This is a genomic window from uncultured Dysosmobacter sp. (assembly GCF_947631635.1).
GTDB lineage: Bacteria > Bacillota > Clostridia > Oscillospirales > Oscillospiraceae > Oscillibacter.
In genome coordinates, this window is the sequence record NZ_CANRMB010000016.1 from 1 (window position 1) to 26,501 (window position 26,501).

The 26,501-nt window shown below is 60.3% G+C and carries 25 protein-coding genes; 14 read left to right on the forward strand and 11 right to left on the reverse strand.

Translation table 11 applies throughout. From position 1 onward, the window contains the following. Positions 1 to 288, forward strand: a 288-nt coding sequence (locus tag Q0Z71_RS09450) for a hypothetical protein (RefSeq protein WP_298021456.1), incomplete at its 5' end; no start/stop codon positions are given. Between the two features lie 104 nt (positions 289 to 392). Here the strand turns inward: Q0Z71_RS09450 and Q0Z71_RS09455 are convergent. Together Q0Z71_RS09455 and Q0Z71_RS09460 are read right to left on the reverse strand one after the other, a co-directional pair. Next, on the reverse strand, positions 393 to 1,931 hold the full coding sequence (locus Q0Z71_RS09455; RefSeq protein ID WP_298021459.1) for a sodium/proline symporter: 1,539 nt from the start codon (positions 1,929 to 1,931) through the stop codon (positions 393 to 395). 196 nt (positions 1,932 to 2,127) lie between these two features. Next, positions 2,128 to 2,721, reverse strand: a complete 594-nt coding sequence (locus Q0Z71_RS09460) for a TetR/AcrR family transcriptional regulator (RefSeq protein WP_298021463.1) — start codon at positions 2,719 to 2,721, stop codon at positions 2,128 to 2,130. A 170-nt stretch (positions 2,722 to 2,891) separates the two neighbouring features. On the opposite strand from Q0Z71_RS09460, the gene dapF reads away from it, so the two are divergent. Beyond that, positions 2,892 to 3,743: a diaminopimelate epimerase gene (dapF, locus tag Q0Z71_RS09465; RefSeq protein WP_298021466.1), complete on the forward strand. Its 852-nt coding sequence runs from the start codon at positions 2,892 to 2,894 to the stop codon at positions 3,741 to 3,743. Positions 3,744 to 3,771: 28 nt separating this feature from the next. Beyond that, positions 3,772 to 5,031 carry a dicarboxylate/amino acid:cation symporter gene (locus Q0Z71_RS09470; RefSeq protein ID WP_298021468.1) on the forward strand — a complete coding sequence of 420 codons (1,260 nt, stop codon included), beginning with the start codon at positions 3,772 to 3,774 and terminating at the stop codon, positions 5,029 to 5,031. A gap of 111 nt (positions 5,032 to 5,142) precedes the next feature. Here the strand turns inward: Q0Z71_RS09470 and sdaAA are convergent, their stop codons facing one another. Together sdaAA and sdaAB are read right to left on the reverse strand one after the other, a co-directional pair. Further along, positions 5,143 to 6,018, reverse strand: a complete 876-nt coding sequence (sdaAA, locus tag Q0Z71_RS09475; protein WP_298021471.1) for an L-serine ammonia-lyase, iron-sulfur-dependent, subunit alpha — start codon at positions 6,016 to 6,018, stop codon at positions 5,143 to 5,145. Position 6,019: 1 nt separating this feature from the next. After that, positions 6,020 to 6,688: an L-serine ammonia-lyase, iron-sulfur-dependent subunit beta gene (gene sdaAB / locus Q0Z71_RS09480; RefSeq protein ID WP_298021474.1), complete on the reverse strand. Its 669-nt coding sequence runs from the start codon at positions 6,686 to 6,688 to the stop codon at positions 6,020 to 6,022. Between the two features lie 157 nt (positions 6,689 to 6,845). On the opposite strand from sdaAB, the gene Q0Z71_RS09485 reads away from it, so the two are divergent. Next, positions 6,846 to 8,204, forward strand: coding sequence for an 8-oxoguanine deaminase (locus Q0Z71_RS09485; RefSeq protein WP_298021477.1), 1,359 nt, complete (start codon positions 6,846 to 6,848; stop codon positions 8,202 to 8,204). Between the two features lie 130 nt (positions 8,205 to 8,334). Here Q0Z71_RS09485 and Q0Z71_RS09490 read toward each other — a convergent pair whose 3' ends face one another. Together Q0Z71_RS09490 and Q0Z71_RS09495 are read right to left on the reverse strand one after the other, a co-directional pair. Then, positions 8,335 to 9,201 carry a DegV family protein gene (locus tag Q0Z71_RS09490; RefSeq protein WP_298021480.1) on the reverse strand — a complete coding sequence of 289 codons (867 nt, stop codon included), beginning with the start codon at positions 9,199 to 9,201 and terminating at the stop codon, positions 8,335 to 8,337. Between the two features lie 129 nt (positions 9,202 to 9,330). Continuing rightward, complete coding sequence (locus Q0Z71_RS09495) at positions 9,331 to 9,777, reverse strand: zinc ribbon domain-containing protein (protein WP_298021483.1); 447 nt, start codon at positions 9,775 to 9,777, stop codon at positions 9,331 to 9,333. A gap of 133 nt (positions 9,778 to 9,910) precedes the next feature. Here Q0Z71_RS09495 and Q0Z71_RS09500 point away from each other — a divergent pair, with 133 nt between their 5' ends. Further along, the gene (locus tag Q0Z71_RS09500) at positions 9,911 to 10,447 is read left to right on the forward strand and encodes an O-acetyl-ADP-ribose deacetylase (RefSeq protein WP_298021486.1); all 537 of its coding nucleotides are present in this window, start codon (positions 9,911 to 9,913) and stop codon (positions 10,445 to 10,447) included. Positions 10,448 to 10,475: 28 nt separating this feature from the next. Here the strand turns inward: Q0Z71_RS09500 and Q0Z71_RS09505 are convergent, their stop codons facing one another. Together Q0Z71_RS09505 and Q0Z71_RS09510 are read right to left on the reverse strand one after the other, a co-directional pair. Beyond that, positions 10,476 to 12,248, reverse strand: a complete 1,773-nt coding sequence (locus tag Q0Z71_RS09505) for an ABC-F family ATP-binding cassette domain-containing protein (RefSeq protein WP_298021489.1) — start codon at positions 12,246 to 12,248, stop codon at positions 10,476 to 10,478. A gap of 515 nt (positions 12,249 to 12,763) precedes the next feature. Next, entirely contained in the window at positions 12,764 to 13,258 is a 495-nt protein-coding gene (locus tag Q0Z71_RS09510) for an AAA family ATPase (protein ID WP_298021493.1), read from the reverse strand. Positions 13,259 to 13,407: 149 nt separating this feature from the next. Between Q0Z71_RS09510 and Q0Z71_RS09515 the strand changes: the two genes are divergently transcribed. Together Q0Z71_RS09515 and Q0Z71_RS09520 are read left to right on the forward strand one after the other, a co-directional pair. Next, positions 13,408 to 14,298 (forward strand): RluA family pseudouridine synthase, encoded by an 891-nt coding sequence (locus Q0Z71_RS09515; protein WP_298021496.1) that lies wholly within the window; start codon positions 13,408 to 13,410, stop codon positions 14,296 to 14,298. Positions 14,299 to 14,321: 23 nt separating this feature from the next. Then, positions 14,322 to 14,606 (forward strand): putative quinol monooxygenase, encoded by a 285-nt coding sequence (locus Q0Z71_RS09520; RefSeq protein ID WP_298021499.1) that lies wholly within the window; start codon positions 14,322 to 14,324, stop codon positions 14,604 to 14,606. 41 nt (positions 14,607 to 14,647) lie between these two features. On the opposite strand, the gene Q0Z71_RS09525 is transcribed toward Q0Z71_RS09520, so the two are convergent. After that, positions 14,648 to 15,778, reverse strand: coding sequence for a DUF4317 domain-containing protein (locus Q0Z71_RS09525; protein ID WP_298021502.1), 1,131 nt, complete (start codon positions 15,776 to 15,778; stop codon positions 14,648 to 14,650). A 100-nt stretch (positions 15,779 to 15,878) separates the two neighbouring features. Beyond that, complete coding sequence (locus tag Q0Z71_RS09530; RefSeq protein ID WP_298021505.1) at positions 15,879 to 16,250, reverse strand: hypothetical protein; 372 nt, start codon at positions 16,248 to 16,250, stop codon at positions 15,879 to 15,881. A gap of 379 nt (positions 16,251 to 16,629) precedes the next feature. Here Q0Z71_RS09530 and Q0Z71_RS09535 point away from each other — a divergent pair, with 379 nt between their 5' ends. From Q0Z71_RS09535 to Q0Z71_RS09555, 5 genes are all read left to right on the forward strand, one after another. Continuing rightward, the gene (locus Q0Z71_RS09535; RefSeq protein WP_298021508.1) at positions 16,630 to 17,286 is read left to right on the forward strand and encodes a response regulator transcription factor; all 657 of its coding nucleotides are present in this window, start codon (positions 16,630 to 16,632) and stop codon (positions 17,284 to 17,286) included. 5 nt (positions 17,287 to 17,291) lie between these two features. After that, positions 17,292 to 18,701 (forward strand): cell wall metabolism sensor histidine kinase WalK, encoded by a 1,410-nt coding sequence (locus tag Q0Z71_RS09540; RefSeq protein WP_298021512.1) that lies wholly within the window; start codon positions 17,292 to 17,294, stop codon positions 18,699 to 18,701. Beyond that, on the forward strand, positions 18,698 to 19,456 hold the full coding sequence (locus Q0Z71_RS09545) for a hypothetical protein (RefSeq protein ID WP_298021514.1): 759 nt from the start codon (positions 18,698 to 18,700) through the stop codon (positions 19,454 to 19,456). Before Q0Z71_RS09540 ends, Q0Z71_RS09545 begins: the two co-directional genes overlap by 4 nt. Before the next feature lie 73 nt (positions 19,457 to 19,529). After that, on the forward strand, positions 19,530 to 19,694 hold the full coding sequence (locus Q0Z71_RS09550; RefSeq protein WP_298021517.1) for a hypothetical protein: 165 nt from the start codon (positions 19,530 to 19,532) through the stop codon (positions 19,692 to 19,694). Positions 19,695 to 19,807: 113 nt separating this feature from the next. Next, entirely contained in the window at positions 19,808 to 20,905 is a 1,098-nt protein-coding gene (locus Q0Z71_RS09555) for a D-alanyl-D-alanine carboxypeptidase family protein (RefSeq protein WP_298021520.1), read from the forward strand. Between the two features lie 133 nt (positions 20,906 to 21,038). Here the strand turns inward: Q0Z71_RS09555 and Q0Z71_RS09560 are convergent, their stop codons facing one another. Beyond that, complete coding sequence (locus Q0Z71_RS09560; protein ID WP_298021523.1) at positions 21,039 to 22,511, reverse strand: FAD-binding protein; 1,473 nt, start codon at positions 22,509 to 22,511, stop codon at positions 21,039 to 21,041. A gap of 1,045 nt (positions 22,512 to 23,556) precedes the next feature. On the opposite strand from Q0Z71_RS09560, the gene Q0Z71_RS09565 reads away from it, so the two are divergent. Next, on the forward strand, positions 23,557 to 24,834 hold the full coding sequence (locus Q0Z71_RS09565) for a 2-hydroxyacyl-CoA dehydratase subunit D (protein WP_298021526.1): 1,278 nt from the start codon (positions 23,557 to 23,559) through the stop codon (positions 24,832 to 24,834). Next, entirely contained in the window at positions 24,831 to 26,495 is a 1,665-nt protein-coding gene (locus tag Q0Z71_RS09570; RefSeq protein ID WP_298021529.1) for an acyl-CoA dehydratase activase, read from the forward strand. Before Q0Z71_RS09565 ends, Q0Z71_RS09570 begins: the two co-directional genes overlap by 4 nt. The last annotated feature ends 6 nt before the right edge of the window (positions 26,496 to 26,501 follow it).

Here is a 26,501-nt window from a genome sequence, read left to right on the forward strand (position 1 = left end):
TCACACAAAAGCGTCCCGTCTGGTGCTTTCTTTTCGTTACGTTGTTTAATTTACAAGGTACACGCCGCTTCCGGCGGAACATTGCTATTATACAGAACTTCATCCCGCTTGTCAAGAACTTTTTTCAAAAGTTTTTTGACGTTTATTGGTCCGCACTGTATTCGCAACGTTTTTAAAATATCATATTTATCCTTGCCTGTCAACCATTTTTTTGATTTTTTCAAAATTGATCTTTGCCGCAGCACTCGCCGCAGCGACAGCTTTGATAGAATACCAAATCATGTCTGATTTGTCAACACCTAATTTCGACTTTTTTCAAAAAATCAGCCGCATTCCAAACATGCGGCTGATTTGATGATTTTTTGATGATTTATTGATTTATCATGAAGGTATCACATCGACTTCACTTCGTCAAAGACCTTTTCGATCTCTGCATCAGGCTTACCGGTAGCCAGGCTCACCACTACGATGGCGACAGAGGCCACAATGAATGCAGGCAGCAGTTCGTAGATCGCCCAGGCACCGCCCATAGGGGCGACTTGATACTTCCAAACAAAGACCATGACGCCGCCTGCTACCATACCGGCCAGTGCGCCCCACTTATTGGACCGCTTCCAAAACAGGGCAAACAGCACCACCGGGCCAAAGGCCGCGCCGAAGCCGGCCCACGCAAAGGACACCACCCGGAATACAGAGCTGCTGGGGTCCCAGGCCAGGAACACGCCCACCAGCGCGATAGCGATAACCGTGCCGCGGGCGGCCAGCATGGCCGTCTTTGTGCTCATCTTGATGTGGAAAAAGTCCTGCATCAGATCCTGAGACACGCTGGAAGCCGCGGCCAGGAGCTGAGAATCCGCGGTGGACATGGTGGCCGCCAGAATACCTGCCAGGATAATGCCCGCCATCAGCGCCAGAAACACACCATGCTGGCTCATCAGGTCTGCCATTTGGATAATGATCGTCTCGGAGTCGGAGCTGGTGGTCAGGAAGGGCACCTTTCCCGCAACGGAGACACTGTACCCGATGACGCCAATAAACACCGCCACGCCCATGGCGATCACCACCCAGACTGTGGCGATACGACGGGACAAATTCAGCTTCTTTTCATCCTCAACAGCCATGAACCGCAGCAGGATATGGGGCATTCCAAAATAGCCGAGACCCCAGGCCAGTGTGGAAACAATGCTCAAAAAGCCATAGGAGGAGGCGGAACCGGAAACCGCGTCATATCCCTGTGTCAGGTTCAGATAACCGGGCAGGGCGCGGGCATTTTCCACCACCGCATCCAGACCGCCAGCCTGGCTGATGCCGAAGAAAACGATCACGACCAGCGCGATGCTCATAAAGACGCTTTGAATCAGGTCCGTGGTGGAGACCGCCATGAAGCCGCCCAGCACCGTATAGCCGATAATGACGATAGCGCCAAGGATCATTGCCACATGGTAATCCACGCCAAACAGACTGTTGAACAACGTCCCCACCGCTTTGAAGCCGGAAGCCGTGTAAGGAATGAAAAATACCAGGATCACCACTGCCGCGATGCAGGAGAGGATGTGCCGGTCATCCCGGTAGCGGCGGGAAAAGAAGTCCGGAATGGTGATGGCGCCCAGCCTCGCGGAGTACTGCCGAATGCGCTTCGCCACAATCAGCCAGTTCAGATAGGTGCCAATCGCCAAACCGATGGCCGTCCAGCCGACCTCGGCCACACCGCACAGGTAAGCCAGTCCCGGCAGGCCCATCAGCAGATAGCTGCTCATGTCCGAGGCCTCCGCGCTCATAGCGGTGACGATCGGGCCAAGCTTGCGGCCGCCCAGATAGAATTCGCTGGAGTTGTCGCCGCTTCCCTTGCGGCTGAAGTAAACGCCCACCAGGACCATGGCGATCAGGTAGACCGCGATGGTAAGAATGATCAAAATCGTCGCACTTGTCATATGTTCTCTCTCCTTAAGTATTCAATGACAGTCATCATACCACACCAGAAGCAAGAATGAAATACAGAACAGTGTATAGAATTTATTCTATACACTGTTCTGCGAAATTGTAATAATCCCCTTTAAAATCAATCGATTTAAATTAGACTTTTTTTAGAAATACACTTCATCTAAAAAGCAAAATAAATCCTTGTATTCACTCCCGTTTCGCCCGGTAGCTCTCCAAAAACATCGGCGTCACACTGTCGGTATACGCCACCAGGGAATAGTCCCCATTGGAAAGGCACCAGTCATACAGCAGCGCCCGCTCCCACAGGGCATAGGCCTTCACGATCTCATTGACCGTCCGGTCCGTCCGCAGCTGTCCTTTCTTCTGTCCCTCGCCGATGATCTGCCGCAGCAGCTTGAAATAGGTGCGGTTCCGGTCCAGCAGGTGTTTTTCCCCCCGGGCCAGCAGCTGGGTGGAGAGCAACCGCGTGAGAAGGTCGATGGACACACCGCCGTCGATCATGGCGAACAGCTCATGATTCAGGTAGATCAGCTTCTCCATGGCGTCCGCCGCCGGGTCCATGACCTCCATCAGCTGTTCATATTTTTCATCAAACACGTTTGCCAGCGTTCCCATCAGCGCGTCCTTGCCGTCAAAATAGTGGTAGAAGGAGCCCTTGGATGTCTCGGATTCAAATACGATATCCTCCACCGTCGTGTCCTCATAGCCCTGTTCGTAAAACAGCTTCCAGGCCGCGGAGATGATGCGCCCCTTGGTATTCCTGGTGTTTTTTCTCGGCATATGCGCGGCACCTCCCTTTCTGTCTCTTAGCATACCATATCCCCGCAGAATCTGCAAATCAAACGAATATTCCAGTCTCATTCGCAGGATTTGCATGATTTTCAGCACATTCTCCAATGTCCACCGCCGGTCCATGCTGTTATAATACAACTATTATAATAGAAAGGGGAATGGTCTTGAAATTCTGGAAAATGAACGGCGCCGGAAACGATTTCGTGGTGCTGAACAATCTGGAAGAGCGCCTGCCTGTCGAGTTCCTTCCGCAGGTCGCACGCACGCTGTGCGAACGCCACCTCTCCATCGGCGCCGACGGCCTGATGGTGGTGGACGCTCCCACCCAGGGCGGCGACTATAAAATGCTGTTCTTCAACTCCGACGGCAGCGTGGGCGAGATGTGCGGCAACGGCGCCCGCTGCATCTGCCGCTACGGCTATGAAAATGGACTCGCCGGAGACACCCAGACCGTGGAGACCACCGCGGGCATCGTGACGGGCCGCCGTATCGACAGCCGCCTGTACCGCATCCGCCTGAACGATCCCACCACCGTAAAGCTGGACGCTCCCATTGAGGTGGACGGCGTCCGGTATGCCTGCTCCTATGTGGAACTGGGCGATCCCGGTATCCCCCACGCGGTGGTGCCCTATCATGACCTGAAAAACGCCTGTGAGAATGAACTCCGGGAGCTGGGCCGGAAGATCCGCTGGCACAGCGCCTTCCCCAAGGGCGCCAATGTGAACTTTTACGAGATCATTGGCGAGGACCGCGTTTTTGAGCGGACCTTTGAGCGGGGCGTGGAGGATTTCACCTATGCCTGCGGCACCGGCACCGGCTCTCTGGTGACGGTCCTGACCCTCCAGGGCAAAGTCAGCGGCCAGGGCGTCCAGGTGGACATGACCGGCGGCACGCTGGTCATCGACACGGAGCGCCGGGGCTCCCGCATCACGGACCTGTATCTCACAGGCCCCACCAACATCGTTGCAAAGGGCGAGGTTACGGACGAGGACCTCTGTCTTGCAAAATAGTGTGTAGATTTTATAGGAGGAAACAAATATGGAAAAGAGATCCGTAGCCAAGAATTATGCGTTCCTGGCCATCATGCTGGGTTCCATGATCCTGGGCGCCATCGTGGGCTGGATCTTCCCAGTCACCGAGGAGAGCGCCGGCGCCACCGTGCTGAAACCCTTGGGCACGGTGTTCATCAACATGATGTTCTGCATCGTGGTCCCCATGGTGTTCGCGTCTATCGCCGGTGCCGTGGCCAATATGGAGAGCCGCAAGCGCGCCGGTAAGATCATGGGCACCACCGTGGCCACCTTCGTGATCACCGGCGCCATTGCCGCCGTCATCATGTTTGTGCTGATGAAGGTGTTCCCCCCCGTTCTGACGGCCTGGAATGAGATCCCCGCTGAAGAGATGGGCGAATATGCCTCCATGAGCGACATGATCGTCAACTTCTTCACCGCCTCTGACTTTGTGGGCCTGCTGACCCGCAGGGCCATGCTGCCCCTGATCGTCTTCTCCCTGCTGTTTGGCTTTGCTGTGAACCTGAACGGCGGCAAGGAGACTCTGGTGGGCAAATTTCTGGATGACCTGACCAATGTGATGATGAAATTCGTCCAGATCATCACCTACTACGCGCCCATCGCCTTTTTCGGCTTCTTTGCCGATCTGGTTGCCACCTATGGGCCCCAGATCACCGAGAGCTATGGCCGCGCCCTGATCGTATACTATCCCCTGTGCTTCATCTACATCTTCACCGCCTTCCCCCTGTTCGCCTGGTTCGGCGGCGGCAAGGGCGCTGTGAAGGTCATGTTCCAGCACATTGTCAAGCCCGCCGTGGTGTCTCTGGGCACCTGTTCCTCTGTTGCCACCATCCCCACCAATATGGAAGAAGCCCAGGCCACCGGCATCTCCAAGGACGTCTCTGATATGGTGCTGCCTCTGGGCGCCACCATGCATATGGATGGCTCCTGCTTCTCCTGCGTGCTGAAGATCGCCTTTGTGTTTGGTGTCTTCGGCCAGAAACTCAGCTTCTCCCAGTTGATCCCCATCGTCCTGGTGGCCGTGCTGTCCTCCGTGGGCATGAGCGGTGTCCCCGGCGGCGGCTATATCGGTGAGTATATCATCTGCTCCATCTTCTTCCCTGAGCAAATGGAGCTGGCCTTCCCCATTCTGGTGACCATCGGCAATCTGGTGGACCCCCCCGCCACTATGATCAACTCCGCCGGCGACTATGTGGTCTCCTACATCGTCTCCCGCTTTGTGGACGGCAAGGACTGGCTGCAGAAGGCCTTGGCTGCCAAAAACTGATTTTCACAAAAGAAAGCAATGCCTGGAATCTCGGATTCCAGGCATTGCTTTTTCTGCGCAAAGGACCATGGCGGAAGGCCCTGTTCGCTGTGCGATTTGACTCTGTGTAAATCAGCTCCGCTGGTTCATCTGCTCCTTGACGCTCTGTCCAAAGGGCGTCACAGCCAGGCCGCCCAGAGCGGTCTCCCGGAACTCCACCGGCATCCGGCGGCCCACATCGCCCATACAGTCGATGACCTGGTCCACCGGCACCCGGCTGGTGATGCCCGCCAGGGCCATGTCCGCGCAGCTGATGGCGTTCACCGCGCCCACGACGTTGCGCTTGACGCAGGGGACCTCCACCAGGCCCGCGATGGGATCACAGACCAGGCCCATCAGGTTTTTCAGGGCCATTGCCACCGCGTTGCCGATCTGTGCGGCGTCGCCGCCCCGCAGGGCGGTCAGGGCCCCCGCCGCCATGGCGGAGGCGGAGCCGATCTCCGCCTGGCAGCCGCCGGCTGCGCCCGCGATGCAGGCCCGGAAGGCGATGACCGCGCCGATGCCGGAGGCCACATACAGCGCCCGGAGGATCTCCTCCTCCGCTGCGCCGCCGTTCTTATAGAGGGGCACCATCACTGCGGGCAGAACGCCGCAGGCGCCTGCCGTGGGGGCCGCCACGATCTTGCACATGCAGGCGTTGGACTCCCCCACGCTCAGCGCCGTGGCGATGACCTCCTGCAGATACGGGCCGCAAAGGCTCTCCGTTCCGGCGGCGTAGTCCCGCATCTTCCTGCCGTCTCCGCCCACCAGACCGCTGACGGACCGGCGCTCGCTCTGATAGCTGTCCACGGATTCCAGCATGGCCTTCCAGGTATAGCGCATCCGCTCCATGGATTCCTCCGCGGTCACCTCCCGCTCGTCCATATCCGTGTCCAGGATCACCTGCCAAAAGGGCTTTTGGGTCTTTTCGATTTTGTCAAAAATCTCCTGCATAGATTCCAGTGCCATCTTATACGTCCTCCTTTTCGTAATAGGTGACGTCATGTACCGCGTAGAGCGTGCCGATCCGCTGCACCAAATCGGGCTGCAGCTTCTGGTCCGTCTCAATGATGGTCAGCACATCGCCGCCCCGCCGGCTCCGGCACAGACTCATGTTGGCGATATTCACGCCGCCCACCGCCAGCTCATTGGTGATGCGGGACAACTCTCCGGCCACGTCCTGGTGCCGGACCACCAATGTGTTGTATGTCCCCGTGAAATTCACGTCCACGCCGTTGATCTTGTCCACCCGGATGCGGCCGCCGCCGATAGAGGTCCCCTGCACCGTCAGCTGCTTGCCCGCGGCATCCTCCACCTTCAAAACAGCGGTATTGGGGTGGGCGTCCCGCAGCTGGACCGGATAGATCTTAAATTCCATTCCCCTCTCCGCCGCAATCTCAAAGCTGCGGGGAATGTCCAGATCGTCCGGGCGCATCCCCAGCAGGCCCGCCACCAGCGCCCGGTCCGTGCCGTGGCCCTGGCCGGTCTCCGCAAAGGAGCCGTGGAGCGCGATGTCCGCCTTCACCGGCTGTCCGCCCAAAAGCGCTCTGGCCATCGCGCCCAGGCGCACCGCGCCAGCCGTGTGGGAGCTGGAAGGTCCCACCATGACCGGTCCCAGGATATCAAAAATGTCCAGCATATTTTGTCTCCTCCTTATTCTGTCCACCTCATACAGACAATTCCATCCCTTCTTGTTAACCATATCACAGGACAACCTCTTCCGCAAGGGATTTTTGGCAAAAGTTGACCTTCCCTCCACTTTTTTATATACTGTATGGGAAAGGAGCGTGTTTTTCATGTCCACTCTGCTGCTGAAGAACATCCAGACCCTGGTCACCTGCGACGATGACGACCGGATCTTACAGGCTGTGGACCTCTTCTGTGAGGACGGCTTCATCCGCGCCATCGGCCCCCGGCTGCCCCAGTCCGCCGACACGGTCATCGACTGCGGTCATTACTGGTGCTATCCGGGCCTTATCAATACGCACCACCATCTGTATCAGGTATTCTCCCGGAATCTGCCCCAGGTGCAGAACATGGAGCTGTTCGACTGGCTCACCACCCTGTATGAGATCTGGAAGGGGCTGGACCGGAATGTCATCCGCCTCTCCTCCCTCACGGGCATGGGCGAGCTGATGAAGCATGGCTGCACCACCTGCTTTGACCACCACTATGTATTCCCCGCCGGGACCGGCGACCTGATCGGCGCCCAGTTCGCCGCCGCGGAGGAGCTTGGCATCCGCATGTTCGCCTCCCGGGGCAGCATGGATCTCAGCAAGAAAGACGGCGGCCTGCCGCCGGACAGTGTGGTCCAGACCGTGGATGAGATTATGGAGGACTCCGCCCGCGTCATCGAGGCCTACCACGATCCCCGTCCCGGCTCCATGCGGCAGGTGGCCCTGGCCCCCTGCTCCCCCTTCTCCGTGTCCGCGGAGCTGCTGCGGCAGAGCGCCGTCCTGGCCCGGCAGTACGGCGTCCGGCTCCACACCCACCTGTGCGAGACCAGGGACGAGGAGTACTACATGCTCGCCCATCACGGCGTCCGCCCCCTGGAATTCATGGCCTCCCTGGGCTGGACCGGCCCGGACGTTTGGTACGCCCACGGCATCCACTTCAACGACGAGGAGCTGCGGGAGCTGGCCCGCACCGGGACCGGCGTGGCCCACTGCCCCATCAGCAACATGAAGCTGTCCTCCGGCGTAGCCCGGGTCCCGGAGATGCTGGAGCTGGGCGTCCCCGTGGGCCTGGCGGTGGACGGCTCCGCCTCCAACGACGGCTCCTCCCTCATGGAGGAGCTGCGGGTGGCATACCTGCTCCACCGCCTGCACGCCAGCGCCAAGGCCCCCTCCGGCTATCAGGTGCTGAAAATGGCCACCCGGGGCAGCGCCCGCCTGCTGGGCCGGGACGATATCGGTTCCCTGGAAGCGGGGAAATGCGCCGACCTGTTCCTGGTGGATTCCCGCCGCCTGGAGCTGGTGGGCGGTGAGTACAGCCCCGCCGACGTGCTGGCCACCGTGGGCCTCCGGGGTCCGGTGGATTACACCGTGGTCCATGGCAAAGTGGTGGTGAAAGAGGGCCGTCTCACCACCATCGACGAGGAGCAGGCTGCCGCCCACGCGCGGCAGTGCTGCCGGGACTACCTGGCGAAAGCCTGAAAGGAGCTGCCATGAAAAAAGCTCTGCTTCCCCACCTGCTGCTGTGCCTGCTTTTGACCGGATGCCAGAACACCGCGCCATAAAAAACACACGCCTGTATCCCATGGGATACAGGCGTGTGTTTTTTTCTTCAATCCAGTACCTGGACCGCCGCGCCCAGCACGCCGTCGCCGATGTACACGCTGAGGGTGCCGTCGATCTCGCCCTCCCAGATGTGGTCGTAGTTGGGCAGAGCCTCCGTCAGCTTCCGGCGGACGGTCTCCATCTCCGCCGGCGCGCCGCCGTTGGCCACCGCCAGATTGTAGCGCTTGTGGTCTCCGCAGCTCTTCACTGTCAGCGCCACCAGTTTGTCGATGACTTGGTTGCGTCCCCGAACCTTGGCAACGGACTGAAGCTGTCCGTCCGGTGCGAAGGTGATGATGGGCTTGATCTGCAGCAGCGTCCCCGCCGTGGCCGTCACCTTGCCGATGCGGCCGCCCTTTTGCAGATACTCCAGCGTATCCACGGAGAAATAGGGGTGGCTGCCCGCGATCAGCTGGGGCAGACGGCGCTCCGTCAGCTCCTTCCAGCCCATGCCGCCGCGGATGTCCTCCGCGGCCTGCAGCAGGGTCATGCCCATGCCCAGAGAGCCGCTGACCGAGTCAAAGACCTTGATCGGCAGCATTCCCCGGCACTCCTCCGCAAGGAGCCGCACCAGGTTATAGGTGCCGGACAGCCCGCTGGACAGCATCACGGCGATCACGCCGTCGTAGCCGTCCATCACGATCTGCCGCAGGATCTTCTCGATCGTCTCCCCCGCCGGCAGAGAGGTCTGGGGCAGCTCTCCGGACCGGAGGCGTTTGTAAATATCCACGTTGCGAATATCCACGCCGTCGGAATACTCCCCATCCGCGCACAGGATGCGCAGAGGGACGACATAGATCTGATTTTCCGCCGCCAGAGCAGGCGTCAGGTCCGCGCAGGAATCTGTCAGCAACGCGATCTTTTGTGGGCACATAAATCTATCTGACTCCTTTACGAGTTTTTAACACACCGGAATGATTATCCCACAAAACCGCAAAAATCGCAAGAGCTGCCTGCCCACTTTCTGAAAAAAGCTGAAAGAGCCGCGTCCGCGGCTCTTTCCTCATCCCTTCTTCCAGCGGTCCAGCGTGGGCAGCAGCCCCCGCATGTAGGCCCGGCAGGACTCCGGCTCCGTCTGCCCCAGCGGCATGAACTGGATACAGTGCTCGACCATCTCCTCCATGGTGCACATCTGCACAAAATGTCCGTCCTCCCAGCACCATTTGCAGTACTGCTCGTTGAAGGTTCCATCCGGCTCTCTTGCCAGCAGCTCGTCGCTCAAAGGCATCCCGCAGCTCTGACAGACCAGTGTCCGGGGGCTTCCCAGCAGGGTGTTGATGGACACGCCGAACAGTTTGGACATCGCCAGCAGCGTCTCCGTCTCCGGCACTGTCTCTCCCCGCTCCCAGCGGCTCACGGCCTGCCGGGTGACAAACAGCTTGTCCGCCACGTCATTTTGGGAAAGCCCCGCTTTTTTCCGCAGGTCTGTGAATACATCCCTGAATTCCACAACGCTCACCTCCTGTCTCCAGCCTACCACACCGCCTCTCCCTTGTAAAGCAACCGTCTGTTTCCCCCATTTTCCAGACTTGCTTTTTTCCGTATTCACGGTATACTGGAGAAAAAAGACACAGAGGTGCAATATGGGAAGATTTTCGATCATCACCGGTGATATCACCCTTTCGGACGCGGAGGCCATTGTCAACGCCGCCAACACCACCCTTCTGGGCGGCAGCGGTGTGGACGGTGCCATCCATGCCGCCGCGGGACCGGAGCTGCTGGCGGAGTGCCGGACGCTGAACGGCTGTGAGACCGGCCAGGCCAAGCTGACCGGCGGCTACCGCCTGCCCGCAAAATATGTGATCCACACCCCCGGCCCCATCTGGCGGGGCGGAAACAGCGGCGAGGCGGAGCTTCTGGCCTCCTGCTACCGCTCCTGCCTGGCTCTGGCGGAGCAGCACGGTATCCGCACCCTGGACTTTCCCTCCATTTCCACCGGGGTCTACGGCTATCCCCTTTCCCAGGCGGCAGGCATTGCCCTGAAAGCCATCATGGACTTTCTGGCAGCCCACGACCTGCCGGAGCAGGTGCGGATGGTCTGCCATACAGAGGAGACCGCCAAGGTCTACCGCCAGACCTGGAACATCTGGTACGCCACGGACAAAGCCTCCCGCATGTGAGAAAATGCAGCCCTTTCGGGCTGCATTTTTATTGCGCGTCGATCTTTTCCTTCAGCTCATTGAGGTAGACCCACCGCTCCGTTTTCTCCTCCAGCCGGGCCTCCAGGTCCTCCTGCTGGGCCTGCAATTCCTGGAGCCTCACGTAGTCGCTGCTGCACTGCCCCTGGGCCTCCTGACACGCGGCCAGCTGGGCTTCCAGGTCCGCCAGCTCGTCATCGATCGTCTGGAACTCCATCTGCTCCTTGAAGGTGAATTTCAGCTTCCGCTCCCGTGTCCGTTCTGCCGCCGCCTTGGGCTTTTCCGCCTTAGCCGGAGCTTCCTCCTCCCGGCGCTTCTCCGCCCAGTCGGACCAGTTGCCGGTATACCGCAGGATCTCTCCCCCGCCCCGGACTTCGATGATGGATTCCGCCAGCTTGTCCAGAAAGAACCGGTCGTGGGACACCGTGAGGATGGGACCGGGGAACCCCTGCAGATAGTCCTCCAGGATGGACAGAGTCATGACGTCCAGATCGTTGGTCGGCTCGTCCAGCAGCAGCACGTTGGGGGCCTCCATCAGCACCGACAGCAGATACAGCCGCCGGCGCTCGCCGCCGGACAGCCGCCCGATGGGCACGGACTGCAAATCGCTGGGGAATAAAAACCGCTCCATCATCTGGTTGGCGGAGAAGGTCCCCTCGTCGGTCCGCACCTCGTCGGCGATGTCGTGAATGAAGTCATACACCCGCTGGCCCAGGTCCAGCTCCCGGCCCTCCTGGGAGAAGTGGCCGATCTTCACCGTGGTCCCGATCTCCACGCTGCCGCGGTCCGGCTCCAGCTCCCCGGCGATCAGGTGCAGCAGCGTGGACTTGCCCGCGCCGTTGCGGCCCACAATGCCGATGCGGTCGTTCCGCAGAAGGTTATAGGAGAAATGGTCCACGATGGTCCGGCCGTCGAACGCCTTGCTCACATCCCGCAGCTCAATGATCTTCCTGCCCAGGCGGCTGGACGCCGCCGCCATCTGAACGGTGTCGTCCGTCTCCGGCGCGGCCTTGTCCAGCAGGGCCTCATACCGCTGGATGCGCTCCTTGCTTTTGGTGGTCCGGGCCTTGCAGCCTCGCATGATCCACTCCCGCTCCACCCGCAGGATGGACTGGCGCTTCCGCTCGCTGGCCTCCGCCATCTCCGCCCGCTGGGCTTTCAGCTCCAGATACCTGGAGTAGTTGGCCTCGTAATGGTACAGCTTGCCCCGGCTCAGCTCCGTGATGTGGTTCACCACCCGTTCCAGGAAATAGCGGTCGTGGGTCACCATGACAAGCCCGCCCTTGAAGCGGCGGAGCCAGTCCTCCAGCCAGGCCACCATCTCGCTGTCCAGGTGGTTGGTGGGCTCGTCCAGAAACAGCACGTCCGCCGGGTGGATGAGGGCCGCCGCCAGGGCCGCCCGTTTCCGCTGGCCGCCGGAGAGGGTCCCCACCTTCTGGTCAACATCCGGCAGGCCCAGCTTGTTCAGCATGGCCTTGGCCTCATACTCGTTCAGCGCCCGGAACTCCGGCGGGAAGTGGAGAAAGACCTGCTCCAGCACCGTGGCGTCGTCCTGCATCACCGGATTTTGGGGCAGAAAGCTGACCTGCACGTTGGGATTCCGGGAGATGCGCCCGGCGTCCGCCTCCGTAACTCCCGCCAGGACCTTTAAAAAGGTGGACTTGCCGGTGCCGTTGATGCCGATAACGCCGGTCTTGTCCCCCTCATTCAGATAAAAATTCACATCGTCCAGCAGTTGGCGGCTGCCGAAATTGATGGAGAGATGTTCTGCGGATAAAAGCATGAGATGCCTCCTGTTGTGGAATTGAGCTATTTGATAAACTGGAATCTATATATTCTGTTCCATTTCATCTGTCGGCTCGTAATTGATCTTCCAGTCCAAGTACGAGCCTAAAGTTCCGCAGTTTGTACAGCGGTTGCCAATATAGACCCACTTTACACTCCCGTTCTCCCTGCGGATAAAGCCGACTCTTACATGGAAAGATTTGCAGGTCTTGCATACCGGACACGTTCTTAATCTTGGCTTGGCGTCTTTCCATACCTCATCGCAATCCAAAAGGATCTTTTTCGTTCCGCATTTGGTGCATACCACTTGAACAGCGCCTTCCCTTTGGTCGACCCGCATGTTAAAACTGTCATTTCCGCACGAATGGCACAAAACGGGTTTTATATCCATGCTCTCATCCCCGGAATACAAACGGAGCCATTCGGAGATATCGTCTCCATTGTCTCCCGTCCAATATTTCTTTGTTCGATCGATCATAACTGTTCCCTCTGTTAAACCGCAGTCTCAAATTTTTATAGTGCTTTTATGGTATCCGAAATTTCTGCGGCCGTTTTTCCATCTGTGTCGATCTTGATCGTGTCAAGAGCTTGGTACATCGGGAGCCTTGCAATGCTTCTCCCGATGACATCTGCTGTGCGGATCCCCCTCCTGATGTCCGCGGCAAGTCTGCTCCGAAGCGTTGTTTCGTCTGCGATGAGCGAAATGCACTTTATGGCGCAATTTTCCGTGTCTAACCGCTCTAAAATGGAGTCCATGATGGATTGCTCGTGCATGACCCAGCAGAAAATGATATTCTCATACGCAGAGCAATGCAGAAAGCGATTGAGGAGATAGCAGATATTGTCCATTACCATTGCCTTGGTCTCATCAGTCACCTGAAAGGGACTCGCATCCCAGCACCAGTCGCCGTCAAGAAATACGCTGTTGGGCAGCTCCTTTTTCAGCCGCCGGCATACGGTCGACTTTCCAACGCCCATCGTGCCGCCGATCAAAAACAGGTTTTTCATATCGTCCATTTCCTCAAAAAATGCCGGTCTATCGATTTGAACTGATTATACCGTATCCGCACGGTCCTTTCAAGTCCGGCCGCCGTATGTTCCCCCCTGTTCAAACGCCGCTTTTTATGCTATTCTGAATTCTGAAAGGGGGCGCGCTTTTGGAGACCATCACGAAAACCATCACGTCTGAGGAGGACGGCTCCACCGTCCGACATATCCTGAAAGCCGGGCTGCACTTCTCCTCCCATGCCGTCTCCCGGCTGACCCGGGCGGAAAACGGCATCCTGGTCAACGGGCGGCACGCCCGCACCGTGGATGTTCTCCGCGCCGGAGACGTTCTGACCGTGGAGACCGGGGACCACCGTCCCCCAAAAGTCGAAGTCGTCCCCGGCGACTGGCCCCTGCCCATCGTCTGGGAGGACGGCCACCTGCTGGTGGTGAACAAGCCCGCGGGCATGACCGCCCACGCCTCCAATTTCCTGCCGGACACCCCTACAGTGGCGGGGGCCCTGGCCTGGAAGCGGGGCACGGACTCCATCTTCCACTCCGTCAACCGGCTGGACAAGGGCACCACCGGCCTCATGGTGGTGGCAAAAAGCGGCTATGTCCACGACCGTCTCCGCCGCAGCCTCCACACCCCCGGGTTCATCCGGGAGTACCGGGCCGTCTGCGTCGGCTGTCCGGAGCCGAGGAGCGGCGTCATCCGCGCGCCCATCGGCCGGGATGAGACCTCCGCCATCCGCCGGTGCGTGCGCCCGGACGGGCTTCCCGCCGTCTCCCACTACGACGTGCTGGCGCGGCAAGGCCCCCTGTCCCTGCTGCGGCTGATCCCGGAGACCGGCCGCACCCACCAGCTGCGGGTGCACATGGCCTCCATTGGCTGCCCTCTGGCGGGGGACTGGCTGTACGGCACGGAGGACCTGTCCCTCATCGCCCGCCCCGCCCTGCACTCCTATGCCCTGACCCTGACCCACCCTGTCACTGGGGAGGTCCTGCGCCTCACCGCTCCCATCCCCGGGGATATGGCGCGGCTGGTGCCCACACTGTGATCTTTGAAAGGAGCTTTGATCTGATGTTGACCTGGAATGTCACCTATCACTGCCGTCCCGGCCAGCGGGACGCCTTTTACCAAGCCCTGTGCGAGCTGGGCGTCCGCGAGAATTCCCTCCGGGAGGAGGGAAACGTGAAGTACGACTACTTCTTCTCCGCCGCAGACGGCGACGCCCTCCTGCTGGTGGAGACCTGGACCACCCCCGCCCTGCAGGAGGCCCACTGTCAGACCGCGGTCTTTGCCCGGCTCCAGGCGCTGAAAGCCCAGTACTGCGACCATGTGTCCATCGACAAATTCAGCCATTGAACAACGCCCCGGCCCGCATGGGCCGGGGCGTCTATGTACGTTCAGGGGATCTGGATCTGCACGCCGTTGACCTCCACGCCCTCCTCGGCCCGGATCAGGATATACCGGGCGCCGTCGATCACGCGGGTCTCCACCAGGTCGCCCCGGTCCGGGTTCACCCGGATGGTCACATCCGGGGTCCGCACCTCCAGCTGTTTGGTGTCCACCAAATTGCGGGGGCTGAGGTCCGTCTCCGGGCCGAAGGCGCTGTCATAGCGCTCCTCGAACTCCGCCACATGCGCCTCCGCCACGCCGCAGGATTCCAGCACCCGCTTCACCGTCCCCTTGGAGACCACCAGCGGCTCCTCAATCTTATTGGCCTTGTGCTCCTCGATCATGCCGCACAGCCGGCCCTGGACCGCCTGGACCACCTCGTATTTACAGTCGCCGGAGAGAGTGTCCCCCAGGATGGTCTGGAAGGTCTCCATCTGCACCGCCGCCGGCATGGGGGCCGGAGTGCGGAAGATGGCGCCCACGAAATCCGGGTGGTTCTCCCCAATGTCCTTTGTGTAGTAGAGGGCGTTGTACAGGTTGGTGCTGCGGTCGTCAAAGGCCGGAAACAGGAATCCCGCCTCCGGCGGCGCCACCACCCAGTCCGCCTCCAGATTGCGGAACTTGTTCTCATAGACGAAGTAGCTCAGGGCCGCCTTGGTCAGCTTCACCGGGCAGATGCTGCACAGAATGTAGGAGAACACCTCCGAGGAAGCGTCGTCCTGCCGCTCTCCGTCCTTGGAGCGGTAGGGCACGTCGTAGGCGTCATAGGCCAACAGGATCAGATAATTCCCCTCCAGATCCAGGGACTGGATGGTCCGCTGGAAAAACGCCTGCACCGCCTCCCGGTCCCCCAGCTGGGAGCTGCGCAGGGCCATCAGCAGCTTGTGCGCGTCGCCCTCCACCACCTGGCGGGTGTCAAAGGCGATGTCCAGCAGGTTCTTCCCCACCGTGCCGGACAGCGTTTTCCGCAATACGCCCAGCAGCTGTTCGCTCTCCTCCTGATTCATCAGCGCCAGGGACTGGTCGAATTCCGAGATGATTTCCCGCTTTTCGTTGACATAACATCCCCGCACATGGCTGATGTTGCTCTTGTCCGCCCGAAAACGCCGGCGAAGCTCCGCGATCTCCTTTTCTGTCATAGCCTGCCTCTTTCACAAGAATTCCCGCTGTCCGGCAGACCGGACGGCGGGAATCTATCATAGCACAAATCGTCCCGGAAGGGAACAGGTTTTTTGCGCCTCACTCCCCCATCCCCTGCAATTCCAAAAGCTCCACGGCTCGCTGTCCCGCCGCCGTCAGGGCCATGCTGCCCTGGACCGGGTATGCGGCATAGGCGGCATAGTCAAAATTGGACAACGGCAGGTCATAGTCCAAGCTGATCAATCCTTTCAGCGACAACCAAAACAGGATCTCACTGTATTCCTCCGCAGGCCGCTCCCACTCCTCCAGATAGACCGGCTCCTCGCCATCCCTGCGGCGGGCCACCGGCAAAAACGGGATCTCCGCGAAGCGCCGCAGCATGGCGGCCTCGCCGGGCGTCAGCACCAGTTCCCGGCCGCAGCCGCCGCAGCAGCCCCCACAGCGATTTCCGCATCCCTCTCCACAGCCCATAGCCTGCCTCCTCAAAATTCTGTTTGTCCGCGCATAGTTTGCTTGTTCCGCGGGAAATGATTCATCCTGTCCAGCGTAACACACCCGGCGGGCAAATGCAACCGCCGTTCTCTTGCGTCCCGCCTCACGCCGTGGTATAGTCAATTCACTTGAAAAATCGCGGGCGATTTTTCAAGCGGGCGATGCCCGCTGTGCAGAAAGCACACAGGGATTGCCGATGAAATTCCAATCAAGGCCGCGGTCCGCGGCCTGTCACAGCGCATGTGCGCTGTGACGCTTGAAAAGTGGATCTGCGCTTTTCAAGTTATTTCATGATACCATGGGGACGATGCAAAAATGATGGAAGCAGGATGCACACTGTCTTCAAGAGGTGAGCGCTATGAATAAAATTCTCATTGCGGAGGACGAAGCCCCCATTGCCAATCTGCTCCGCACCGCGCTGGAGGGGGCGGACTACCGCTGCGTCTGGGCGGCGGATGGAGCCGCCGCCGCGGACAGGCTGGAGGCGGAGCCCTTCGACCTGGTGCTTTTGGACATCATGCTGCCCAAGGCCGACGGCTACGAGGTGCTGGAATACTGCAAATCCCTGGATGTGCCGGTGATCTTCCTCACCGCCAAGGGCGCGCTTCAGGACCGGGTGAAAGGTCTGCGGCTGGGGGCGGAGGACTATATCACCAAGCCCTTCGAGCTGATGGAGCTGCTGGCCCGGGTGGAGACGGTGCTCCGCCGCTGCGGCAAGACGGGCCGGGTGCTGTCCCTGCCGCCGGACATCGAGGTGGACACCGCCAGCCATGTGGTGAAAAGGGGCGGCGTCCCTGTGGCGCTGACAGCGAAGGAATACGACCTGCTGCTGTTGTTCATGCAAAACAAAAACATCGCCCTGTACCGGGACCGCATCTATGAGCGCGTCTGGGGCGAGGAATACCTGGGCGACAGCCGCACCGTGGACCTCCACATCCAGCGGATGCGGAAAAAGCTGGGGCTGGAGAAAAAGCTGGTGGCGGTCTATAAAGTGGGCTATCGATTGGAGGTGTGACGGCGGTGCGGCTGTTCTGGAAGCTGTTTTGCAGCATGGTCATCATCACGGCCATGGCCTGTTCTCTGGGCGGCTATTTTCTGATCGACCAGCAGTTCCGCACCTCTTTGGACCGGGAGGTCTCCGCGCTCTATGAGGAGAACGACCTCCTGCGGTACACCCTGGCTCGGGAACTGGTTCTCCAGCCCGCCGTCGGAGAGGAGGAGCTGGCCCGGCTGATCGGTCAGATCAGCATCACCACCGGACGGGGCACCGTGGCCTTCCGCATCAGCGACGAGACTGGAAAGACCGTTGTCACCAGCGGGACCGTTCCCGTGGAGGCCGCTCCCCTCACCGCCCAGCTGGAGGAGGGACAGCGGGGCTGGGAGCTGGCCCGCGCCAGGACGGACCGGGCCTATCTCCACGCCGCCAGCCCTTTGACGCTGGACGGCGGCATGCTGTATCTGGAAAACTGCCGGGAGGTGACCTCCCTGTTCTCCACCCGGCAGGAGCAGTATCAGAGCTTCTTCTATCTGATGCTGGGCCTCACCGCCGTGGTGGGCGTGCTGTCTCTGGCCGTGGCGGCGGTGATCCTGCGTCCCCTGTCGCGTCTCTCCGCCGCCACCAAGCGGATGGCCGCCGGGGAACTGGACCAGCGCGTCCGGGTGGACAGCAATGACGAACTGGGCCGCCTCTCCGCGGATTTCAACGCCATGGCCGCCCAGCTGGAGGAGCAGGTCCAGGCGCTGAAGGACGCGGCCCAGCGACAGGAGGACTTTCTCAACAGCTTCGCCCATGAGATCAAAACGCCCCTGACCTCCATCATCGGCTACGCGGACCTGCTGCGCTCCCGTCCCGCCACGGCTGCCCAGGTGCGGGACAGCGCCGGCTACATCTTCAGCGAGGGGCGGCGGCTGGAGGCGCTGAGTCAAAAGCTGATGGACCTGATCGTGCTGGACAAGCAGGACTTTCCCCTGCGGCCGGTGGCGATGGACGCCTTTTTGCAGCGGGTGGGCGGCGCGCTGCTGCCCGCGCTGGAAAAGAGGGGCATCCGCCTGCGGATCCGGGCCCAGCAGGCCGAGATCCCCCTGGAGCCGGACCTGATGGAGACCGTCTGCCTGAACCTGCTGGACAACGCCCGAAAGGCCATGGACGGCAGGGGCGTCATCATTCTGGAGGGCCTGGCGGAGGAGGGCGGCTACTGCATTCGGGTGACGGACAGCGGCAAGGGCATTCCCGCCCAGGAGCTGAGCCGCATCACCGAGGCCTTTTACATGGTGGACAAGTCCCGTGCCCGCGCCCAGGGCGGCGCCGGACTGGGGCTGGCCGTGTGCCGGCGGATCGTGTCGCTCCACGGCGGCTCCATGGAATTTCAAAGTGTGGAGGGCACCGGCACCCAAGTCCGCGTTCATTTGAAAGGAGGCGGTCCCGCATGAGAAAACGGAAACCCCGGCTGCTGCCGGTCCTGACCTGTGCTGTGATGCTGGCCGCCGTCATCCTGCCCCAGCAGCTGTCCCGGTGGCGGGATAAGGCCCTGCTGAATACCCCCCACACCGAGGCCCTGCACGGAGAAAACGAGCTGCCCACCCGTCCCCTGTCCCTACCGGAGCAGATGTCCCTGATCGCCCTATTTAATATGGACAATGAGGCGCTGACCTCCGTCATCCAGGAGCTGGGGCAGGACAGTGAGACCGCGGCCATGGTGCGGACCGAACTGGAGCGGCTCTGCGACAGCGGCGTGCTCCCGCCGGAGGTGCCGCTGGAAGATCTGTCGGCGTTTTCCAGCAGGCGCTTATACCTGCGAATGCCCGGGACCCTGACCGGCGCCAGCTTTCTGGTCATGGAGGGATATTCCAAGCAGGAGGAGTTCTATCTCTCCCTGGTCCTGAGCGAGACGGACGGCTATGCGCTGTGGCTGGAGCTGGATCACCCGGCCATGAAAAAATTTGCCGGCCAGCCTGTGGACATCGGCAGAGCCTTTTTAGACCGCCTGGGCGTGGAAAATTCCTGTACCGGATACGGCCGGTATGATGCGGTCTTCACCACGCCGGATGGAGGACTTCAGTACGCGGTCTATCTGGACAGCACGCTTCTGCTCATCCAGGCTTCTTCCAGCGATGAGACAGCCGTATCACCCATTCATGGCAGCAGCGATGCGACAGCGGCATCATCCATTCATGTCAGCAGCTAGTTTCCCGCCGTTCCCAACGGTGCGGCACATCCCGGTGTGCGGAAGCATCAAACACAAAGGAGGCGCCCAGCAGATGGCCGAATGGTACTATGGCAGTCTGGGTCTGTGGACGGAGCCGGCCTGGTCCGTCCAGGAGAGTTCCCAGTACCGGCTCGCTGAAACGGAGAGCTTCCTTCAGGCGTTCCAGCTGGACAGCAGCGTGGGCGCACAGTCCATTCTCCTTGAGCCTGGGCGGTGAAGCAACCTCTGATGCGGGATAAACGATGGCGTTTTGATGCAAAAACGAGGGGAGTTTGACGGAACAGGGCGTTAAATTGGAGACACAGAACCGATACAAAGGAGTGTCTCAACATGGCTGTTGTCCTGCAATATCCAAGAATCGAAGCGCCGGAACGGGAATATTATGTGGCCCGCCGCCCCGCTCCCTCCGCCCGCCGCGCCCAGCGGCACCGGCGGCATTTCCTCCTGTTTCCCGCCCTGCTGGCCCTGCTTCTGTTCGGCGGCGGTTTTCTGCTGGGAAAGGCCAGCGCCGCGCCGGAACCACCATCGGGCGGCGCCGGCGGCATCCCCGCAGCAAGCCTCTCCCCTGCTGAACCAGACAGCATCACCCCGGAGAAGCCCACGGCAAAAGGCTCGGCCAGTGCAGCGCCGGGCTCCTCATCGGCCGGTGCCGACGGCATCCCCGCGGCAAGTCTCTCCCCTGCTGAACCAGACAGCATCGTCCCGGAGAAGCCCACGGCAAAAGGCACAGCCAGTGCCGCTCCGGGATCCTCATCGGACGGCACCGGCGGCATCCCCGCGGCAAGTCTCTCCCCCGCTGAGCCAGACAGCATCGTCCCGGAGAAGCCCACGGCAGCAGACGTAGCCAGCACAGCAAGCAGCACGGATTGGGCGCTGCTCCTGGTCAACGGAGAGCACCCTCTGCCGGAGGATTTCACGATCCCTGAGCTGACACAGCTGAAAAACGGCCACGCCATCGACAGCCGCGCCTATCCGTCCCTGCAGGCCATGATGGACGCGGCGCGAGCGGAGGGCCTTCAGCCGCTGATCTGCTCCTCCTACCGCACCTGGGACAAGCAGACGAAGCTGTTTGAAGCCAAAACGCAGTTTTATATGAATCAGGGATACGTTCGGACAGAGGCAGAGGAACGGGCCGCCCAGTGGGTGGCCCGCCCCGGCACCAGCGAGCATCAGATGTGTCTGGCGGTGGATATCGTGGACATGTCCTATCAGCTGCTGGACGAGGCGCAGGAGGAGACTGCCGTGCAGAAGTGGCTCATGGCCCACTGCGCGGAATACGGCTTTATCCTCCGCTATCCCACGGAGAAAAGCACCCTGACCGGCGTGAACTACGAGCCGTGGCACTACCGCTATGTGGGGCAGGAAGCTGCCCAGGAGATCATGGAGCAGGGCATCTGTCTGGAAGAGTATCTGGCTGCTTCCCGCTGACTGTCAAAAATCATCTCCGTGCCTCAGCGAACAGCCCCCGCCGCGGATCGCGATCCGCGGCGGGGGCTGTTGTGTCATATGATGTAAACGCGGGTCCGCCGTTCCCGGTGGAACATACCGGTCCGTCTCCGTTTTATTGGACTATATAATGGGCGCCCAGGCTCTCAGGGCGCTGTAACGCCGCCTCGGTCACAGCCTTGGAGACCGCGGTCATGTTCCGCAGTTCCAGCCACTGGCGCAGAGGCTGGGGCGCGGCCCTGTCCAGCTGCGCCTCCATCTCCTCCAAAAAGGCGTGCAGGCGCCGCAGGTCCTCCATATTTCGCTCCACAGAGGCTGCGGCCCACATATTCTCCCGGAGAGTCTGCCTCTCCGGCAGCTCCCCTGTGCGGTCCACCCCGCCCACAAGTGCCAACAGCTTCTCCAATTCCGCCCGTTCCGCTCCGGCGTCTCTGAGGCAGGGTCCACCCGCCGCGGCCTCCCGTCCGGCGATCCGGCCAAACAGCGCCGCTTCCGTCAGCGCGCTGCCGGAGAGCCGGTTGGCGCCATGCAGCCCGCCGGTCACCTCGCCGCAGGCGAACAGGCCCTTGATCGCCGTGGAGCAGTCCGGCTCCAGTGGGATGCCGCCCATGAAGAAATGCGCCATGGGCCGCACTTCCAGCGGCTGGTCCAGGAATTTTCGGGCCATGTCCGCGATATTGGGGCACTCCCGCTCCAAATAGGCCCAGTCACAGGCCGTCAGGTCCAAATATACCCGCTTCTGGCGGTAGAGCGCCCGGGCCAGCACATCCCGGTTCTCCAGTTCCTTCATGGGATAGGACTCCATGAACCGCTCCCCTTTTTCGTTGCGGAACACCGCGCCATGGGAGAAAACATCCGGGAAGATATCCGCCCGCCTGGGGGTGCAGATGCGGTACGGATAAAACTGCACGAACTCCATTCCAACCAGCCTCAGTCCCGCCCGGAGCGCCATGGCATAGCCGTCGCCGGTCAAGTCGGTGGTATTGCTGGTGTAGCGGTAGATATTCCCCGCGCCTCCGGCCGCCAGGACCACGGCGTCTGCCGGATAATAAACCACTCGCCCGTCCCGCTCCGCCAGAACGCCCAAAATGCTGCCGCTGGCCTTCACCAGATCAAAGGCCATCACGTCCTCATCCAGCACAGCGTCTGTGTTCGCCAACAGATAGTCTCGAAGCTCCCTGGTCAAAAGCCGCCCTCTTTTGGGCTTGCAGCAGGCCAGATAGTGATACGTGCCGGAGGGGGTCTCAATGCCCCGGTATTCCAGCGGCAGCCCGAATTCCCGCAGGGCCTCCACCGTGTCGGCCCCCTGCTGTATCAGCATCTCCGCGACGCGCAGGTCCTGCTCTCCCTCCCCGGACGCCAGGAAACGCCGCCGGTAGTCCTCCTGAAGCCCCGGTTCCTTCGGCGCAAAGCGGTGTACGGACATGGAGACCAGAGACGAACCGGAACCGCCCACCTTTCCCTTGCTCAGGATCCGGACCTTCCTGCCCGCCCGGTGGGCCTCTATAGCGGCATACATGCCGGCCAGTCCGCCGCCGATCACAAGAACCTCACTCTTTTCCGCCCATACCATCTGCGTTATATCCATCGATGCCACCATTCCTTTCCATCCGCTCAGGAGGCCGCTCACATTTGATATGGTATTATACCACACCGCGTTCAGGCGCCGCAATGCCAGTGCCATCTCCCCCCACAGCGCAAGTCTTCCCTTAGGGCAACGCTGTGGGAACCAGTCTCCCTGCGGACGCTTACAGATTGAGAGATGCAAAACGGAAATCCCATCATTTTACAATTCTAAATCGACGGATTCAGAAAAGAAACATAAATACGCAGTGGGTTTTATCAGCAATTTCGTTAGCATTTTCAAATAGGAGGCTTATTTCTTTGAAACATTATTGTCAAAAATCCTTGAACCCATTGCAGGCAGAGGAAAGCCCTCGAAGCTGTTGAAACTTCGAGGGCTTTCCTGTTGGAGCAGAGCAATAAAAATCCTTTTTTGGTATCGGGTTTCAGAGGGAAAGGGTGTGTGCGGGACTGCTCCGCAGAGCGTGCCGACGCGCAGCCGGGCGAAGTCCGGCCCTTAGCGTGTGGTAAACTGTCAGGGTTTTCCCGTGCGATTTTAATCAGCCCAACCCAGCAGCGCGGAAGGAGGGATTTGAACTGGTAGGAATTAGCGTTTAGCGTATGCCGATTCCCACCATTCGACTCGGAAGGCAAACGGAAATGTTTCACCGGCATCAGCGAAAAGGAGCATTCAACATTGCGGCTGTCTTTGCAAGAACGGAGGGGTACGTCCCCAAACCACCTGCGGATGTCCGACATAGACCGCGCAGCACAGTTTACACCGTTTGCCACACTAACGGGCTATGAGGGGGCCGTCAAAGAAGCCGCCGGGCTGACGGATGCCCAAGTGGAACTGGATGAAGATGCCGTGACAGTGCTGAATATAAAGTTACAACTGTTGGAAAAATACGGAGCATCCAATAGTGTCCGACTCCTATCGTTCAGACAACCGTTGAGACCAAGAGCGGATACCGCATGAAAGGCTTGAATTTTTATGATTTAGTGCTATGATAACTACTTGTAAATAATTGCTTGAACCACAAACCCCTCTCGATCATACAAAGGAGATTATGAAAAGATACATTGAAACACTTGGCGGCATCATCGAAAAACAGACTGCCGCATCCCCGGAACATACCCGGGAGCTGCTGGAAGCGGCCTATTCCTGGGTGCGCTTTTCCGGAAAACACAGTCATGGCAAAGATGTGCGTTCCGCTTATAAGTACATCAACGGAGCAGTTGCCGGTACCATCGTGGATTCCTTCCGCCATCCGAAGGAGTCTGTGATGGTCAATATCTTTTTCCCCTGCGAGCTGCTCCACGCCATGAAGATCCAGCCCATGTTCCCGGAGGGAATCTCTGCCTATGTGGCCTGCACGGCCTGCCAGCGGGTCTTCGCAGAGGCCGCGGAGGCGGCCGACGTGCCGGAGAGCTTTTGCTCCTATCACAAGACCATGCTGGGTGTCGCGGAGGCTGGCGTCATGCCCGCCCCGCTGATGATTGCCAACACCACGCTGGCCTGTGACGCAAACCAGCTGTCCTTCCGCCGCCTGGCGGAGTTTTACCAGGTGCCCCACACGGTCATCGATATCCCCCATGCCAACGACGAGGAGGCCGTTCACTACGTGGCGGACCAGCTCCGGGCGCTGACGCCCCAGTTGGAGGAGCTCTGCCGGCGGAGGCTGGACCCCCAGGTCCTGCGGGAGACGGTGGCCTGTTCCAAGCGCACCATCGAGTTCTGCCGGGAGTATCTGAAAAAGCGGGGAGGGGTCTCTCTGCCCGCCACCATGACCGGAGAGCTGTGCACCTTGATCTCCAACCATGTTATGCTGGGCCGTCCGGAGAGCGAGCGGTATATGCAGCGCATGCTGCGCGCAGTGGAGGCCGCGCCCGCGGCGCTGCCCGGCAAAAAACGGATTTTCTGGATGCACATCCTTCCCAACTGGCAGGACTCCATGAAGGACATTTTGGAGGCCAGTGGGCGCTGTGAGCTGGTGGGCACCGATATCGCGGCGGACTCCCTGCCGGACATGGACCCGGACCATCCCTATGAGAGCATGGCCCGCCGGGTGGTGGAGAGCATGTGCAACGGCCCGGCCGGCCGCCGCATCGACATGGTCCTCCACTATGCCAAGGCGGCGGGAGCGGACGGCGTCATCGTCTTCTGCCACTGGGGCTGCAAGCAGACGCTGGGTCTCTCTCAGCTGGCCAAGCAGCGGCTGGAAGCGGAGGGGCTGCCCACTCTGGTGCTGGATGGAGACGGCTGCGACGCCCGCAATGTGGCCGACGGCCAGATGGTCACTCGGGTCAACGCATTTCTGGAACAGTTGGAGGGCCTGCACGCATGATCGGATATACCTGTAAATATACCCCCGCCGAATTGCTCCGGGCCTTTGGCGGAGACCCCGTCCTGCTGGACGGTGAGGAGGCGGATTTCGAGCTGGCGGAGAGCCTGACCCATGCCAACCTCTGCTGTCATGCCAAGGCGCTGATCCAGCAGGGGAGCCGGACGGATGCGCTGATCATGATGGACTGCTGCGACTCTCTGCGGCGCTCCTATGATGTACTGAGTCTGGACAGCAGACATACCTTTTTGAAGCTGATGGACCTGCCCCACGAAAACGGCCAGTGTGCCCGGGAACGCTTCAAGCAGGAGCTCCTCCGGCTGGCGGCAGCCTATGGCGGGAGCCGTGGAACCGATTTTTCCAGGGACGCCTTTTTGGTCGCCTGCCGGGAGAGCAGCCAGCCCCTGCCCAACGAGCCGTTTTTGGCGGTCCTGGGCGCCCGGGTCAGTCCGCCGCTGCTGGACCTGATCCAAAAGCAGCTGGCGCTGCCGGTGGTGAACCTGACCTGCAGCGGCAACCGCAATTTGGAGGCCCCGCCCCAAGACGCGGAAAATATGGACTTCGATCAGCTGATGGATTGGTATTCCGGGGCGCTTTTGCGGATGATCCCCTGTATGCGGATGACCAGCGTGGCTGGGCGAAAGGAACTGACCAACCACCCGCAGCTCAAGGGCATCGTCTATAACACCGTCAAATTCTGCGATTTTTACAGTTTTGATTACGCCGCGCTGAAACGCGAAACGGCCATTCCGATTTTGAAGATCGAATCGGACTATATGCCCCAGCCCTCGGGCCAGCTCTCCACCCGCTTGGAAGCTTTTTCGGAGAGCTTGTTGCCCGAGCGATCCCACAGGAGGACACCTATGAACAAGACAACAGAAAGAGCCGCCAGCCTGTACGCGGGAATCGACAGCGGCTCCACCACCACCAACATGGTGGTCATCAACGAGAAAAAGGAGATCTTGGCCTCCGCCATCGTGCGCACCGGCGCCAAGGCGCAGAACGGGGCCAAAGCAGCCTTGGAGGAAGTCTGCAGGCAGCTGTCGGTCCAGCCGGAGGCCTTCGCCGCGATCATGGCCACCGGCTATGGGCGGAGCAACATCCCCTTTGCCACCGACACCAAGACGGAGATCACCTGCCATGCCCGGGGCGCTTTTTTCCTGAATCCCGCTATCCGCACCATCGTGGACATCGGCGGGCAGGACAGCAAGGTGATCTGCCTGGATGAGAACGGCGCTGTGACGAACTTCATTATGAATGACAAGTGCGCCGCCGGCACGGGCCGTTTCCTGGAAATGATGGCCCGGACATTGGAGCTGGATATGGACCAGATGAGCCGGCAGGGCCTGACCTGGAAGAAGGATCTGACGATCTCCAGCATGTGCACCGTCTTTGCGGAGTCGGAAGTCATTTCCCTGATCGCGGACAACCACACGGACAGCGACATTATCCACGGACTGAACAAGTCCATTGCGGCCAAGACCGCCTCCATGGTCAGCCGCGCCAAGGGAACTGGCCCCTACATGATGACCGGCGGCGTGGCCCGGAACAAGGGCGTGGTCCAGGCATTGGAGGCCCGGCTGGGCGAAAATCTGTATATCACGGACGCCCCGGACCTGTGCGGCGCGATCGGCGCCGCGCTGTTTGCCCTGGAGGAGTCCTGATGTAAT

Bases quoted from the DNA above. Each gene is read 5' to 3' on its own strand.
- Q0Z71_RS09545 (WP_298021514.1), top strand. From the start codon at position 18,698: ATGAGAAAACGGAAACCCCGGCTGCTGCCGGTCCTGACCTGTGCTGTG.
- Q0Z71_RS09550 (WP_298021517.1), top strand. From the start codon at position 19,530: ATGGCCGAATGGTACTATGGCAGTCTGGGTCTGTGGACGGAGCCGGCC.
- Q0Z71_RS09525 (WP_298021502.1), bottom strand. From the start codon at position 15,778: ATGACAGAAAAGGAGATCGCGGAGCTTCGCCGGCGTTTTCGGGCGGAC.
- Q0Z71_RS09500 (WP_298021486.1), top strand. From the start codon at position 9,911: ATGGGAAGATTTTCGATCATCACCGGTGATATCACCCTTTCGGACGCG.
- Q0Z71_RS09535 (WP_298021508.1), top strand. From the start codon at position 16,630: ATGAATAAAATTCTCATTGCGGAGGACGAAGCCCCCATTGCCAATCTG.
- sdaAA (WP_298021471.1), bottom strand. From the start codon at position 6,018: ATGGCACTGGAATCTATGCAGGAGATTTTTGACAAAATCGAAAAGACC.
- Q0Z71_RS09455 (WP_298021459.1), bottom strand. From the start codon at position 1,931: ATGACAAGTGCGACGATTTTGATCATTCTTACCATCGCGGTCTACCTG.
- Q0Z71_RS09485 (WP_298021477.1), top strand. From the start codon at position 6,846: ATGTCCACTCTGCTGCTGAAGAACATCCAGACCCTGGTCACCTGCGAC.
- Q0Z71_RS09565 (WP_298021526.1), top strand. From the start codon at position 23,557: ATGAAAAGATACATTGAAACACTTGGCGGCATCATCGAAAAACAGACT.
- Q0Z71_RS09510 (WP_298021493.1), bottom strand. From the start codon at position 13,258: ATGAAAAACCTGTTTTTGATCGGCGGCACGATGGGCGTTGGAAAGTCG.
- Q0Z71_RS09530 (WP_298021505.1), bottom strand. From the start codon at position 16,250: ATGGGCTGTGGAGAGGGATGCGGAAATCGCTGTGGGGGCTGCTGCGGC.
- Q0Z71_RS09560 (WP_298021523.1), bottom strand. From the start codon at position 22,511: ATGGATATAACGCAGATGGTATGGGCGGAAAAGAGTGAGGTTCTTGTG.
- Q0Z71_RS09555 (WP_298021520.1), top strand. From the start codon at position 19,808: ATGGCTGTTGTCCTGCAATATCCAAGAATCGAAGCGCCGGAACGGGAA.
- Q0Z71_RS09570 (WP_298021529.1), top strand. From the start codon at position 24,831: ATGATCGGATATACCTGTAAATATACCCCCGCCGAATTGCTCCGGGCC.
- Q0Z71_RS09490 (WP_298021480.1), bottom strand. From the start codon at position 9,201: ATGTGCCCACAAAAGATCGCGTTGCTGACAGATTCCTGCGCGGACCTG.
- Q0Z71_RS09505 (WP_298021489.1), bottom strand. From the start codon at position 12,248: ATGCTTTTATCCGCAGAACATCTCTCCATCAATTTCGGCAGCCGCCAA.
- Q0Z71_RS09520 (WP_298021499.1), top strand. From the start codon at position 14,322: ATGTTGACCTGGAATGTCACCTATCACTGCCGTCCCGGCCAGCGGGAC.
- Q0Z71_RS09470 (WP_298021468.1), top strand. From the start codon at position 3,772: ATGGAAAAGAGATCCGTAGCCAAGAATTATGCGTTCCTGGCCATCATG.
- Q0Z71_RS09460 (WP_298021463.1), bottom strand. From the start codon at position 2,721: ATGCCGAGAAAAAACACCAGGAATACCAAGGGGCGCATCATCTCCGCG.
- sdaAB (WP_298021474.1), bottom strand. From the start codon at position 6,688: ATGCTGGACATTTTTGATATCCTGGGACCGGTCATGGTGGGACCTTCC.
- dapF (WP_298021466.1), top strand. From the start codon at position 2,892: ATGGTCTTGAAATTCTGGAAAATGAACGGCGCCGGAAACGATTTCGTG.